Below are 13,878 nucleotides of genomic sequence, written 5' to 3' on the forward strand. Positions count from 1 at the left end.
GAGGCGCGGCTCAGCGTTCGGGAACGGGGATCTCGAGGGGCTGGAGGTCCTCGGTGCACTCGGCGGGGTTGAAGACCTGCACCGCGCACGTCTGGCCCTGGATCTGCCTGATGTGGTTGCCGGGGCCGGAGACGGAGGCGGTGAGGAGGCGGTCGAGGTCCTCGCCGCCGGTCCCGCAGCCGGTGAAGGCGGGGATGGTCACCTCCCCGGTCAGGGGGCCGCCGGAACTGAGCAGGTAACCGACGGGCATGTCGGGGGGCTGGTGCGTACTGCTCCCGGTCAGCAGCAGGTGGTCGCCCGGGTACGTCGAGGGCTCCGGTTCGGGGGAGCGCAGAGGGCCTTCCGTCCTGCAGCCGGTCCCGACGTCCAGCGGGGTCCCGTTGACCTCGAGGGCGGTCACCCGGAGCACCAGGGGGACCCGGACGCGGGTTCGGAAGGAGGTCTGTCCGGTCGCGAACACGGTCTCGCCGGCACCGTCCAGGGTGAGGGGGCCGGTCTGCTCCAGCACCATCGTGGCCCTCGTCGGAACGAACCCGAAGGTCAGGAAGGAGGACTGGAACGGCGGGGTCCGCTCGCGCCCCTCGTACCAGAGCCTGCCCGTCGAGTGCTGGGCCAGGTAGGCGCCGGAGAAGTCCGGGAAGAAGTCGACGATGTCCGTGGGGCCCTGTTCGACGAGGACGCAGGAGACGGGGAGGAGCGAGGCTCCCCGCAGCTTCCGCACGTTCGAGTAGCCGGTGATGTAGGCGTTCAGGGACGCCGAGGTGGACGGGTTCGCGTCGTCGTAGCGGCAGGGCGGCGCGTCGCGGTCCGCGGGCCCGGCGGACGGGTCCTCCGCGACCTCCGGCGCGCGGTCGCCCTGTCCGTCCTTCGGCGCCTCGGGGAACGGGTCCGGCGTTCCGGGGGAGGAGCCGGACGCGGACGGCGGACCGCTCGGTCCGGGCGTGTCCGGGCCGGCCGGCACGGTGGCCAGCGGTCCGTTGTCCGGCGCGTCCCCGGAGGGGGAGCAGTCGAGGGTCAGCGCGCCGGGGCCGGCGGCGGTCCCGTCCGCCGCGCCGAGCTCCAGGTCGACGGCGAGGTTCTCGGCGGTGAAGACCAGGTCGCCGTCGCCCTGACCGGTCACCGAGGGGACGTCGCCCGTCGTGGTCAGCGTCAGCGGTCCGGAGCCGGGAACGGGGACGGGCTCCGCGGTGCCGCGCCAGGTCGCCTCGGCGGCGGCCTCGTCCTGGGTGACGCCGACGGTGAGACGGGTGGCGGCCCGCGCGGTGGCGGCCTCGAGCGCGGTGAGGTCCGCGACCGCCTCCGCCGGGAGTTCCACCGTGGTGGTGACGCCGGTGGGGGAGAACGCCTCGCCCGGCTCCGCCCGGTCCGGGAACACCGCCGCGACCCGGACCGTCACGGGCTGCCGTCCGGACGGCAGCGCGCAGACGTAGGGGAGTGCGGCGTCCACCTCCTGGGTGCCCGCGGCGGACGCCGCGGCCGGGACCGTGGCGGCGAGCACGACGAACGCGCCGATCGCCGCGCTGCCGGCACGGACACGGGGCGGCCGCGACGCGGCGGCACGATGGCCTCTCATACAGCTCCACCAGGGTTCGTCCGGAAAGCGGGTTCCGGAGGGTCCGTCAGGGCGGTCCGCGTCCGCCCGGCCGGGACACCGGCGGGGCGGACGCGAGGGGTGGCGCCTTACGGGTTGGAGCCGACGATCTGCGGGACGGCGCCGTTCGCCGCCTTGATGACGTACTTGCCCTTGAAGAGGGGCTTGGTGGCGGTCGTGACCACCGAGCCGCAGTTGACGGGGGCGGGGCTGGAGCTGACGGCCAGGTCACCGGAGACGCTGTTGACGTTCAGGACGCCGGTGGAGTTGGTGTAGGTGGCCGAGGCCTTGCCCGTCACCGTGAACTTGCAGGCGCCGGCGGTCACGTTGGCCGTGACGTTGCCGACGTAGCCCTTGGTGACGCCGGTCGAGGCGGTGTAGTCCTGCGCGACGACGGTCCAGGGGGTGACCGCCACGGTGGTGACGTTGCCCAGGACGCTGGTGCACGGCGAGGCGGAGGTGCCGAAGTTGATGGCGTTGATGGCGGCGACCTGGGCCGGGTTGCCGGTGTTGCTCGCCATGGTGCCCGAGGCGCCCGAGGTCGTGCACGTCATCGGGATGGTGGCGGTCAGTACGATGTTGCCGCTGTTCGTCGCCGTGTAGCCGCCCGTGGGGGTGACGGTCCACGTGGTGGAGGGCACCGCCGAGGCGGGACCGGCGGTGAGACCGAAGGCGGCCGCGGCCGCACCCGCCACGACAGCGGTCCTTCTGAGGGTTTTCTTCATGGCTCGGGGAGTCTCCTTGTGGATTGACCGGCAGAGATGGGCCGTGGCCGAAGCGATCGAGGGGTGGCCGGGCGGCCCGCGGCTCGGTTTTCCCTGTCCGCGAACCATGACGTTACTTGCGGGAAACTTAGCCGAACAATGGCGATGCCCATGATTCTTTGAAAAGGGCAATCATCTGTTTCCGGGGTGAGTCGATCACGGGCCGGATTGCTCACCTGTTGTCAATGTGGAATTTTCGGCCAGTGGCGCACGGGGCGCCCGCAGGCCGCTCTGCGCCGTTCCGTGTTGCTCACCCGGTGACAATTCCGCGACCGTTTTTTGTCTCCGCCCTGACAGGTTCCGGATGGCCGAACAGGGTGCCCCGGAAAACTCGGATTCCACTCTTGCCCGTCGAGGTTACTCGGCCGTAACGTGCCGGTGCGGTGCTCGGTTCCAGGTCGGTGGCCCCCGTCGGCCGGAACCACGGCGGATGCTTTCCGGCCGTGCCCTTCCGCCGGGCCGGACGTCCGTCGGCGGGGTCTCGCGGCTCCACGCCCCCCGGAGCCGCGAGACCCTGCCCGTCTCCCCGGGGACACGTGCGGGCCGGCGGGTTGTCCGCACGGTGACAAAGTTCGGAAAGGCGGTGGGAGAACGGCTTCGCACCCGTTGTCCGTACGTTCCGCGCCGAATCGACGCGCGCCGGCGACGCGCGTGAGGGCACATGTCCGCTGGAGGTGATATGGGAATCGAAGTCGTGGTCGAGGGGCTGACCAAGTCCTTCGGCAGGCAGAGCATCTGGCGGGACGTGACGCTCACCCTTCCCGCCGGAGAGGTGAGCGTGATGCTGGGGCCGTCCGGCACCGGGAAGACCGTTTTCCTGAAGTCGCTCATAGGGCTGCTCAAACCCGAGAAGGGCCGTGTTCTCATCAACGGGGTGGACATGGTGAACAGCCCCGAAAGGGATATATACGAGACCCGGAAGCTGTTCGGGCTCATGTTCCAGGACGGAGCCCTCTTCGGGTCCATGTCCCTCTTCGACAACATCGCCTTCCCGCTGCGCGAGCACACCCGCAAGAAGGAGTCCGAGATCCGCCGCGTCGTCATGGAGCGGATCGAGCTCGTCGGGCTGCTGGGCGCGGAGGGCAAGCTCCCGGGGGAGATCAGCGGCGGCATGCGCAAGCGGGCCGGCCTGGCCCGCGCGCTCGTCCTCGACCCGCAGATCATCCTCTGCGACGAGCCGGACTCCGGACTCGACCCGGTCCGCACCGCCTACCTCTCCCAGCTGCTGATCGACCTGAACGCGCGGATCGACGCGACGATGCTGATCGTCACCCACAACCTCGACATCGCCGCGACCGTGCCCGACAACATGGGGATGCTCTTCCGGCGCGAACTCGTCGCCTTCGGCCCGCGCGAGGTGCTGCTCACCAGCGACGAGCCGGTCGTGGCCCAGTTCCTCGGCGGCCGGCGCGAGGGCCCCATCGGGATGTCCGAGGAGAAGGACGCGGCCACCCTCGCCGCCGAGGCGGACGCCGCGGACGCCGCCGCGGCCCGGCCCCGCACCATCGTCCCGCAGCTCGAGCCGTCCCCGGGCCTCCCGCCGCGCCGGGCCGTCGCCCGACGGCGCGACCGTGTCATGGGCATGATCGACCAGTTGCCGCCCGCCGCGCGCTCCGCCATCCGCGCGACCTACGCGGGGAGCGCCGGGACGCCCGTCCCGCCGATGCCCGCCGCCGGGAGCGGCGCATGATCACCGGCGCCCTGCGGCAGACCGGCCGGCTCTTCGCGCTCGCCGCCGAAGTGGGCCGGGCCGTCTTCCGAAGACCCTTCCAGTTCCGCGAGTTCGTCGAGCAGTTCTGGTTCGTCGCGAGCGTCACCATCCTGCCCGCCGCCCTCGTCTCGATCCCCTTCGGCGCCGTCATCGCGCTCCAGGTCGGCTCCCTGACAAGGCAGTTGGGCGCCCAGTCGTTCACCGGGGGCGCCAGCGTCCTCGCCGTCGTCCAGCAGGCGAGCCCGCTCATCGTGGCCCTGCTGATCGCCGGCGCCGGCGGCTCCGCCATCTGCGCCGACCTCGGCTCCCGTACGATCCGCGAGGAACTCGACGCCATGGAGGTCATGGGCGTCTCACCCGTGCAACGCCTCGTCGTGCCCCGGGTCCTGGCCACCATGGGCGTGGCGGTCCTGCTCAACGGCCTGGTCTCCGTCGTCGGCACGCTCGGCGGCTACTTCTTCAACGTCCTCATGCAGGACGGCACCCCCGGCGCCTACCTGTCCAGCTTCTCCGCCCTCGCCCAGCCGGCCGACCTGTACATCAGCGAACTCAAGGCGCTGGTCTTCGGGTTCATCGCGGGCATCGTCGCCGCCCACCGGGGCCTCAACCCGCGCGGCGGCCCCAAGGGCGTCGGCGACGCCGTCAACCAGTCCGTCGTCATCACCTTCCTGCTGCTCTTCTTCGTCAACATGGTGATGACGGCCGTCTACCTCCAGATCGTCCCGCCGAAGGGAGGCTGAGGTCCGATGGCCTCCCCGCTCGCCCTGCTCGACCGCTCCGGCGACCACCTGCTCTTCTACGCCCGGGCGCTGCTGTGGATCCCGCGGACCCTGCGCCGCTACCTCAAGGAGGTGCAGCGCCTCCTCGCCGAGGTCGCCTTCGGCTCCGGCGGCCTCGGCGTCATCGGCGGCACCATCGGCGTGATGATCGCGATGACGCTCTTCACCGGGACCGTCGTCGGACTCCAGGGCTACGCGGCCCTCGACCAGATCGGCACGGCCGCGTTCACCGGATTCGTCTCCGCCTACTTCAACACCCGCGAGATCGCCCCCCTCGTCGCCGGCCTCGCCCTCTCGGCGACCGTCGGCGCCGGCTTCACCGCCCAGCTCGGCGCCATGCGCATCAACGAGGAGGTCGACGCCCTCGAGGGCATGGGCATCCGCTCCATGCCCTACCTGGTCACCACCCGCGTCATCGCCGGGGTCGTCGCCATCGTCCCGCTCTACGCGATCGGGCTGCTCTCCTCCTACCTGGCGTCCCGCTACGTGACCGTCCTGTTCAACGGCCAGTCCCGGGGCACCTACGACCACTACTTCAACCTCTTCCTCTCCCCGACGGACGTCCTGCTCTCGGTGCTGAAGGTGCTGGTCTTCAGCGTGATGGTGATCCTCGCCCACTGCTACTACGGCTACCGCGCCACGGGCGGCCCCGCCGGCGTCGGCGTCGCCGTCGGCCGGTCGGTGCGCAACGCCATCGTGCTGATCAGCGTCACCGACTTCTTCCTGTCGCTCGCCCTGTGGGGCGCGACCACGACCGTGAAGGTGGCGGGGTGAGATGAGCGCGACACGGGGCGAGACGCTGCGCCGCCGGTCCGCCGGGGTGGTGTTCCTGCTGGTGCCCGCCCTCCTGGTCTGGCTGGCCGTCGCCGTCCACGACAAGAGGTTCACCGACTCCGACCCGGTGGTCGTCGAGACCGACAGCGTCGGCAACGAGATGCACCTGGGCGCCGAGGTCAAACTGCGCGGCGTCGTCGTCGGCGAGGTCCGCGCCGTCGACGCCACCGACGACGGGGCCCGGCTCACCCTCGCCATGAAACCCGGCGCCCTCGACGACGTACCCTCCGACGTCCGCGCGCAGATGCTGCCGACCACCCTGTTCGGCGAGCGGTTCGTGGCCCTCGTACCGCCGAAGGCCCCCTCGGACCGGCCGCTGGCCGCCGGAGCCGTCATCCCCCAGGACCGCTCCGAGAACGCCGTCGAACTCCAGCAGGTCCTCGACGACGTCCTGCCGATGCTCACCGCGGTCCAGCCGCAGAAGCTGTCCGCGACCCTGTCGGCCGTCTCACGGGCCCTGGAGGGACGCGGCGACCGGCTCGGCGACACGCTCGTCCGACTGGACGCGCACCTGAAGGAGTTCAACCCCCACCTGCCCACCCTCAACCGGGACCTCGAGCACCTCGTGAAGGTCGGCCACGTCTACGCGGACGCCGCCCCCGACATCGTCACGGCGCTCACCGACTTCACCACCACCAGCGGCACCCTCGCCGAGCAGGAGGCCGCCTACGCCCGCACCCTCGGCGCCACCACCCGCACGGCCGAGGACATGACGGCCTTCCTGCGGAAGAACGAGGACACCATCATCCGGCTCGCCGCGACCGGCAGGCCCACCCTGGAACTGCTCGCCGAGTACTCCCCCTCCTTCCCCTGCACCCTGCGCACCCTCGCCGAGTTCGTGCCCGCCATGGACGAGGCGCTCGGCAAGGGCACCGGCCGGCCCGGCCTCCACGTCGACGTCACCACCGTCCCTTCGCGCGGCGCCTACCGCCCCGGCCGCGACACCCCGGTGTACGACTCCGGCGGCGGCCCCCGCTGCCCCACCGTCCCCTACCTCGGCACACTCGCCCGGCCCGCCGCGCAGGCGTCCGCGGCGGCCGGCCAGGACCTCGGGCCCGCCAACTCCCCGCAGGAGAACGACCTGCTCAACGAACTGCTCGCACCCGCCGCCGGCCGGCACCCCGGCGAACTGCCCGACTGGAGCAGCCTGCTCGTCGGCCCGGCCTACCGCGGCACGGAGGTGACCCTCGGATGACCGCCCCCGACCACGCGCACACCCGGCGCCGCCCACTGACCGGGCCGCTGCTCAAGTCCCTGCTCTTCGTGGTGATCACCGGCCTCGCCACGACCGTGCTCGGCCTCAGCGTCGCCGACACCGGTGTCGGCACCGGCACCCGCACCTACCGGGCCCTGTTCACCGACGTCACCGGACTCGTCGACGGCGACAGCGTACGGATCTCCGGCGTGGAGGTCGGCGAGGTGACCGACGTCCGCGTCGTGCGACGGCGCACCGCCCAGGTCACCTTCACCGTCCGCGACGACCGCCGGCTGCCCCGCTCGGCCACCGCCGCCGTGAAGTACCTCGACATGGTCGGCCGGCGCTACGTCGCCCTCGACCGCGGCAGCGGCGACCTCACCGGCACGCTCGAAGCGGGCGACACCATCCCGCTCGACCGCACCACGCCCGCCCTCGACCTGACCCTGCTCTTCAACGGGTTCAAGCCGCTGTTCGAGGGGCTCTCCCCGAAGGACGTCAACGAACTCGCCGGATCGATCGTCCAGGTGCTCCAGGGCGAGGGCACCACCGTCGACAGCCTGATCCGCCACATCGGCTCGCTCAGCACGACCGTCGCCGCCAAGGACGAGGTGATCGGCCAGGTCGTCGACAACCTCACCACCGTCCTGGAGACGCTCAACGACCGCGAGGACAGCTTCGACGACCTCGTCGTCACCCTGCGGGACATCGTCACCGGCTTCGACGACGACCGTGAACCCCTCGGTGAGGCCGTCGAGGCCATGGGCGACCTGACCACCGTCACCGCCGGCCTCCTCGAGGACGGACGTGCCCCTCTCAAGCGGGACATCCGCGAACTGGGCCGGCTCTCGGCGAACCTGGGCGCACACACGCCGAGGATCGAGGACTTCCTCGAGCGCACCCCCGCCAAGATGACCGCCCTGGCCCGCCTGTCCTCCTACGGATCGTGGTTCAACCTCTACCTCTGCGAGGCACGGGTGAGCGGAGTGACCACCTCCGACGGTTCGGAGCCGCCGACCGGCATCGCGATCACCGAATCGAGGTGCCGCGGATGAGACCCCTCGCACGGCGCGGACGGACCACCGGGGCGCGGCGCCCGTGGTTCAAGCCCGTCAAGGAACGCGACCCCGTCGCCGTCGCCGTCGTCGGCCTGCTCGCCCTCGCCCTGCTCGCCGTCCTCGTCTCCCGCGCGGACCGGCTGCCGTTCGGCGGCGGTACGCGCTACAGCGCCGACTTCTCCGAGGCCGCCGGCCTCGACGAGGGCGACGAGGTGCGCATCGCCGGCGTCAAGGCGGGCGAGGTCACCGGCGTCACCCTCGACGGCGACAGGGTGAAGGTCACCTTCGAGGTCGAGGACGCCTGGATCGGCGACCGGACGACCGCCGCCATCGCCATCAGGACCCTCCTCGGCGACAAGTACCTGGCGCTCGACCCGCTCGGTTCCGCCCGGCAGGACCCCGGCAGCCGCATCCCGCTGTCCCGCACCACCTCCCCCTACGACGTGACCCAGGCGTTCCAGGACCTCGGCTCCACCGTCGAGGACATCGACACCCGGAGGCTCGCGGAGAGCTTCGAGACCCTCTCCGACACCTTCGAGAACTCCCCGCCCCACGTGCGCACCGCCGCCGACGGCCTGTCCGCGCTGTCGAAGTCCGTCTCGAAACGCGACGCGAAGCTCTCCGAACTCCTCAAGGGAAGCGCCCGGTTCACCAAGACGCTGGAGAACAGGAAGTCCAGTTTCGAGACCCTCATCGAGGACGGCGGCTCCCTGCTCGGCGAACTGAAGGACCGCCGCGGCGCCATCCGGGCCCTGCTCAAGGGCAGCAGGGAACTCGGCCGCGAGATCAGCGGCCTCGTCGACGACAACGAGAAGCAGCTCGGCCCCACCCTCAAGGCCCTCGGCCGGGTCACCGGCGTCCTGGAGGAGAACAACGCCCAGCTCGGCAAGACCCTCGCGCTGGTCGGCCCGTACTACCGCCTCGTCGGCAACACCCTGGGCAACGGCCGCTGGTTCGACAGCTACCTGTGCGGCGTCGTGCCCCGCGACTACCTGCCCGAGACGTCCCTGCCCGACACCGGTTGCCTGCCGCCGAAACAGCCGGCGGCCCAGGGGAAAGGCGAGCGATGAGCAGACGCGGAAAAGTCCTCACCGGCCTGCTCGCCCTCGTGGTGCTGGCCGCCGGCGGCCTCACCGCCGTCCGGGTCCTCGACTCCGACGGCACCCGCCTCACCGCCTACTTCGACCGCGCCGTCGGCGTCTACGCCGGGTCCGACCTGCGCGTCCTCGGGGTGCGGGTCGGCGAGGTGGAGTCGGTGCGGCCCCAGGGCACCACGGTGCGCGTCGGCCTCCTCCTGGACGAGGGGGTGAAGGTCCCCGAGGGCGCGCGGGCCGTCGTCGTCGCGCCGAGCGTCGTCGCCGACCGCTACGTCCAGCTCACCCCCGCCTACCGCGCGGGCCCCGCCCTCGCCGAGGGAGCCGTCCTGCCCGCCGCGCGCAACCGCACCCCCCTCGAGATCGACCAGCTCTACGACTCGGTCACCGAACTCGGCGAGGCACTCGGCCCGGACGGCGCCAACTCCGGTGGCGCCCTGTCCGAACTGCTGCGCACCGGCGCCGCCAACCTCGACGGCAACGGCGAGGCCATCGGCGAGAGCGTCGAGGAGTTCGGCAAGGCGGCCAAGACCCTCGACGGCAGCAGCGGCGACCTGTTCGGCACCCTGCGCAGCCTCCAGGCCTTCACCACGATGCTGAAGGAGAAGGACACCGACGTGCGCACCGCGCAGGAACGCCTGGACGAGGTCGTCGGCTTCTTCGCCGACAACAAGGACGACCTGGCCGGCGCGCTCGAGGAACTCGGCACCGCCCTCGGCCAGGTCAAGACCTTCATCGAGGACAACCGGGACGGGCTGAAGGAGAACGTCGACCGGCTCGTCCCCCTCACCCGGACCCTCGTCGAGCAGCGGACCTCGCTCGCCGAGGCACTGGACGTGGCGCCGCTGGCCGCGGGCAACGTCGTGAACGCCTACGACCCCGACACCCGCACCCTCGACGGCCGCGCCAACCTCAACGAGATCAGCATGGGCGGACCGCTGCTGCCGCTGCCCGCCAGCGGGGAGGAGCGGCGATGAGACGCGGCAGGCGGAACTCCGGCCCGCGGACCGGGGCGTTGAGGCGCGGCGTGCTCACCACGGGCGGCGCCGCCGGTCTCACCCTGGGCGGACTGACCGCCCTCGGCCTCGGCTTCGCCCTGGCCCTCGGCGCGGTCACCGTCGGACCGCCGCGCTTCGACGGCATCGAGGATCTGCCGCTGCCCGGCGGCGCCGACCTCGGCGACCACCCCTACACCGTCACCGCGGAACTCCGGGACGTGCTCAGCCTGGTCCCGCAGTCCGCGGTGAAGGTCAACGACGTCGCCGTCGGCCGGGTCACCGCCGTCGAACTCGGCCACGACGACTGGTCGGCCCGCGTCACCATGAGGATCAACGGCGATGTGCGGCTGCCCGCCGACGCCACCGCCCGCCTCGAACAGTCCAGCCTGCTGGGCGAGAAGTACGTCCAGCTCGTCGCGCCCGACCGGGAGACCGGAGCCGCCAGGCTGGCGGACGGGGCCGTCATCCCGGTCTCCCGCACCGGCCGCGGCACCGAGGTGGAGGAGGTCTTCGGCGCGCTGTCCCTGCTCCTCAACGGCGGCGGGGTCAACCAGCTCAGGACCATCACCCGGGAACTCGAAGCGGCGCTCGGCGGCCGCGAGCCCGAGATCCGCTCCGTGCTGGGACGGGTCGACACCCTGGTGACCGACCTCGACGACCACCGGGGCGACATCACCGACGCCCTCGACGCCGTCAACCGGCTCTCCACGACCCTCGCCACCCGCAAGGACGACGTCGGCACCGTCCTCACCGGCCTCTCGCCCGGCCTGAAGACGCTCGAGAGGCAGCGCGGCTCACTGCTGACCATGCTGCGCTCCCTCGACACGCTCTCCGGCGTCGCCGTCACCACCATCGACGCCAGCAAGGACGACATGATCGCCGACCTCAAGGCCGTCGCGCCGGCCCTGAAGGCGCTCGCGGACGCGGGCACGGACCTGCCGGACTCCCTGGAGGTGCTGCTGACGTACCCGTTCACCGACGAGGTACTGCGGGGCGTGAAGGGCGACTACCTCAACGTGTACCTGGACATGGTCGCCGTGCCCGGGACCCAGGTGATCCCGCCGCTGGTGCCGCGGGGCACGGCCTCGCCGTCCGCCCCGGCGGACGGCGAGGCGGACGGCGAGGCCGGGAGGGAGCGGTCCGGGCAGCGGTCCGGAGGGAGGACGGACGGGGAACGGTCCGGGGGAAGGGCGGACGGGGAGCGGAAGTCCGCCGCGCCGTCGGCGGCCCCGTCCCGGCGGTCCTCACCGACGCCCTCCTCCCCGCTGCCCCTGCCCTCCGTCCCCGCCACCGCGGCGCCGCCGGACCCGACGGCCGCCGCCCGGGGAGGTGAGCCGGGTTGATCACCCTCGCCGTACGGCTGAAGAACCTCGCCTTCCTCGTCGTCGCCGTCCTCGCCCTCTCCTACCTCGGCATCCGCTACGCCGACCTCGGACGGTACGTCGGCGTCGCCGACCACTACACCGTCGACGTGCGACTCCCGCGCACCGGCGGTCTGTTCACCCACTCCGACGTCACCTACCGGGGCGTCTCCGTGGGCCGCGTCGGACCGATCGGCCTGACCGAGGACGGTGTCGTCGCCGAACTCCGCATCAAGAAGTCCGCCCCGCGCATCCCCGCCGACACCCGCGCCGTGGTCGCCGGGCTCTCCGCGGTGGGCGAGCAGTACATCGACCTGCGGCCCGAGAGCGACGGCGGCCCCTACCTCGCCGAGGGCGCCCGCATCGAACAGGCCGACACCCAGGTGCCCAGACCCGTCACCGACGTGCTCGGCAGCGTCGACGACCTCACCCGCTCCGTCCCGCTCGACGACCTGCGCACGGTCGTGGACGAGTTCGGCAAGGCCTTCGAGGGCCACGGCGACGACCTCCAGGCCCTGCTCGACAGCGGCAGCGACTTCGTCGAGGCCGCCGACCGCGCCCTGCCGTCCACCACCAGGCTCATCACCGACGGCGAGACCGTCCTGCGCACCCAGGCCGAGGAGGAGCAGGCCATCCGTGACTTCGCCGCCGGGGCGGAGGAACTGGCCCGCACCCTCAAGGGCTCCGACGCCGACCTGCGCCGCCTCCTCACCGTCGCCCCCGACGCCGCCACCCAGGTCAGCGGCGTCCTGCGGGACCTGGACCCGAGCCTGGGCGTCGTCCTCGCCAATCTGCTCACCACCTCCGAGATCGCCGTCACCCGGCAGCGCGGCATCGAGGAACTCCTCGTGAAGTTCCCGGCGGCCGTCGCCGCCGGAGCCACCGCCGTCGACGGAGGGAAGCTGAACCTCGGCATGGCCGTCACCTTCTTCGAACCCCTGCCCTGCACCGCCGGATACGGCGCCACGCGCTACCGCAACGGGCTCGACCTCGGCACCGCGCCCGCCCTCAACACCGGCGCGGCCTGCACCGCCCCCGCCTCCACCGGGTCGAACGTACGCGGCTCGGCGAACGCCCCGAAGGGCGGCCCGGTGCCCGAACCGGCCGCACCCGGCTCCCTGCCCCCGGGCAGCGGCGGGACACCCGCCGGGAACGACGCCTCCCCGGTGCTCCCCGGCGCCCTCGCCCTGCCCGGACAGCGCGGCGAGGCACCGGACGACCTGTCCGGCCTCCTCCCCGCCGGCGGTACGCGATGAGGGGGGCCCGGATCCTCACCGGAGCGGCGCTCGCGCTGGCCCTCGGCTTCTGCGGCACCGGCGCGTGGACGTACGCGCAGGCCCGCGCCGACGACGCGCTCGCGTACGGCCGGGAGCGCGACCGGGCGCTCGCCGACGGACGGGCGGGCATCGCCGTACTCACCACGCTCGACGCCACCACCCGGCAGCGGGCCGAGCAGGGCGTCCGGGCCTGGCGCGACGCCTCCACCGGGCCGCTGCGCGAGGAACTGGGCCGCACCGAGGCCAAGGCGGGCGCCTCGGCGCGCGGCACGGTCACCGAGGCGGCCGTCACCGCGCTCGACACGCGGGCCGGCACGGCCAAGCTGATCACCACCGTCCGCGTCGAGGTCACCCCCGCCGGGACGAAGAAGCCGGCCACCGACCGCAAACGCCTGGAGGCGGTCCTGGCCCGCACGGGCGAGGGGGAGTGGAAGGTCAGGGCACTGAGCGCCGTACCGCTCTCGGGGGAGCGGGAGGACGGGGACCGATGACAACGCTGGCGCGACTGCTGAGCGTGGGCCGGGCACAGGATTCCGCGCGGGACGCGGGCACGGGGGCGGGCTCCGGTACGGACGCGGGCACGGGCACGGACCTCGGTACGGACGCGGCCCCGGATACGGCCTCGGGCACGGCCTCGGGCACGGAATCCGCGGACGGGTCCTCAAAGGACCCGGCGGACGGTGTCCGCGCCCGCCGGACACGGCGGGCCGCCCTCGCCGTCCTCGCCGCGGTGCTCGTCCTCGGCGGCTGCGGCTTCCTCTACGGCGCCCACCGGCTCACGTCGGCCGAGTCCGCCCGGAACCGCGCGCTCACCGACGCCGAGGCCACCCACCGCGTCGCGGGCGAGGTCGCCAACGCCCTCGCCCGCGTCTTCTCCTACACCCCGGACGGCACCGCGGCCGCCGAGCGCTCCGCACGCTCCGTCCTCGACGGCCGCGCCGCCCGCCAGTACCAGGACCTCTTCGACCAGGTCCGCGACGACCTCACCGAGCAGCGCGTCACCCTGAGCACCCGGGCCGTCCGCACCGGAGTGATCGAACTCGACGGCGACCGGGCGCGCCTGCTGGTCTTCCTCGACCAGACCTCCCGCCGCGGCAAGGACCAGGCCACCACCGCGGCGGCCCAGCTCACCGTCACGGCCCGGCTCGAGAACGGCCGGTGGCGGATCGTCGACCTCAAGGCCCGCTGACCTGTGCGCGGGAGACTGGAGAACCCC

The 13,878-nt window shown here is 72.6% G+C and carries 13 protein-coding genes; 11 read left to right on the forward strand and 2 right to left on the reverse strand.

Annotated elements, in window-relative coordinates; genetic code table 11:
- Positions 1-10 precede the first annotated feature (10 nt).
- A complete protein-coding gene (locus tag ACH5AO_RS20305) occupies positions 11-1,573 on the reverse strand; it encodes a DUF6801 domain-containing protein (protein WP_398926505.1) in 1,563 nt (520 codons plus the stop codon).
- 107 nt (positions 1,574-1,680) lie between these two features.
- Positions 1,681-2,316 (reverse strand): hypothetical protein, encoded by a 636-nt coding sequence (locus tag ACH5AO_RS20310; protein WP_398926507.1) that lies wholly within the window; start codon positions 2,314-2,316, stop codon positions 1,681-1,683.
- Positions 2,317-3,034: 718 nt separating this feature from the next.
- Here ACH5AO_RS20310 and ACH5AO_RS20315 point away from each other — a divergent pair.
- From ACH5AO_RS20315 to ACH5AO_RS20365, 11 genes are read left to right on the forward strand one after another with little or no spacing between them, the layout of a single operon-like run.
- Complete coding sequence (locus ACH5AO_RS20315; RefSeq protein ID WP_398926509.1) at positions 3,035-4,045, forward strand: ABC transporter ATP-binding protein; 1,011 nt, start codon at positions 3,035-3,037, stop codon at positions 4,043-4,045.
- Positions 4,042-4,806, forward strand: a complete 765-nt coding sequence (locus tag ACH5AO_RS20320) for an MlaE family ABC transporter permease (RefSeq protein ID WP_398926511.1) — start codon at positions 4,042-4,044, stop codon at positions 4,804-4,806. Before ACH5AO_RS20315 ends, ACH5AO_RS20320 begins: the two co-directional genes overlap by 4 nt.
- A gap of 6 nt (positions 4,807-4,812) precedes the next feature.
- Complete coding sequence (locus ACH5AO_RS20325; RefSeq protein WP_398926513.1) at positions 4,813-5,619, forward strand: MlaE family ABC transporter permease; 807 nt, start codon at positions 4,813-4,815, stop codon at positions 5,617-5,619.
- Position 5,620: 1 nt separating this feature from the next.
- Positions 5,621-6,874, forward strand: coding sequence for an MCE family protein (locus tag ACH5AO_RS20330; protein ID WP_398926515.1), 1,254 nt, complete (start codon positions 5,621-5,623; stop codon positions 6,872-6,874).
- Positions 6,871-7,929: an MCE family protein gene (locus ACH5AO_RS20335; protein ID WP_398926517.1), complete on the forward strand. Its 1,059-nt coding sequence runs from the start codon at positions 6,871-6,873 to the stop codon at positions 7,927-7,929. Before ACH5AO_RS20330 ends, ACH5AO_RS20335 begins: the two co-directional genes overlap by 4 nt.
- On the forward strand, positions 7,926-9,002 hold the full coding sequence (locus ACH5AO_RS20340) for an MCE family protein (RefSeq protein ID WP_398926519.1): 1,077 nt from the start codon (positions 7,926-7,928) through the stop codon (positions 9,000-9,002). The genes ACH5AO_RS20335 and ACH5AO_RS20340 overlap by 4 nt, the downstream gene beginning before the upstream one ends.
- A complete protein-coding gene (locus tag ACH5AO_RS20345; RefSeq protein WP_398926521.1) occupies positions 8,999-10,003 on the forward strand; it encodes an MCE family protein in 1,005 nt (334 codons plus the stop codon). Before ACH5AO_RS20340 ends, ACH5AO_RS20345 begins: the two co-directional genes overlap by 4 nt.
- Positions 10,000-11,367 carry an MCE family protein gene (locus ACH5AO_RS20350; protein WP_398926523.1) on the forward strand — a complete coding sequence of 456 codons (1,368 nt, stop codon included), beginning with the start codon at positions 10,000-10,002 and terminating at the stop codon, positions 11,365-11,367. The genes ACH5AO_RS20345 and ACH5AO_RS20350 overlap by 4 nt, the downstream gene beginning before the upstream one ends.
- Positions 11,364-12,641, forward strand: coding sequence for an MCE family protein (locus tag ACH5AO_RS20355; RefSeq protein ID WP_398926525.1), 1,278 nt, complete (start codon positions 11,364-11,366; stop codon positions 12,639-12,641). The genes ACH5AO_RS20350 and ACH5AO_RS20355 overlap by 4 nt, the downstream gene beginning before the upstream one ends.
- Positions 12,638-13,153 (forward strand): hypothetical protein, encoded by a 516-nt coding sequence (locus ACH5AO_RS20360; protein WP_398926527.1) that lies wholly within the window; start codon positions 12,638-12,640, stop codon positions 13,151-13,153. The genes ACH5AO_RS20355 and ACH5AO_RS20360 overlap by 4 nt, the downstream gene beginning before the upstream one ends.
- On the forward strand, positions 13,150-13,851 hold the full coding sequence (locus ACH5AO_RS20365; protein WP_398926529.1) for a hypothetical protein: 702 nt from the start codon (positions 13,150-13,152) through the stop codon (positions 13,849-13,851). Before ACH5AO_RS20360 ends, ACH5AO_RS20365 begins: the two co-directional genes overlap by 4 nt.
- Positions 13,852-13,878: the final 27 nt, after the last annotated feature.

The organism is Streptomyces sp. NPDC018964 (assembly GCF_044390325.1).
In the GTDB taxonomy this organism is placed as follows: Bacteria; Actinomycetota; Actinomycetes; order Streptomycetales; family Streptomycetaceae; genus Streptomyces.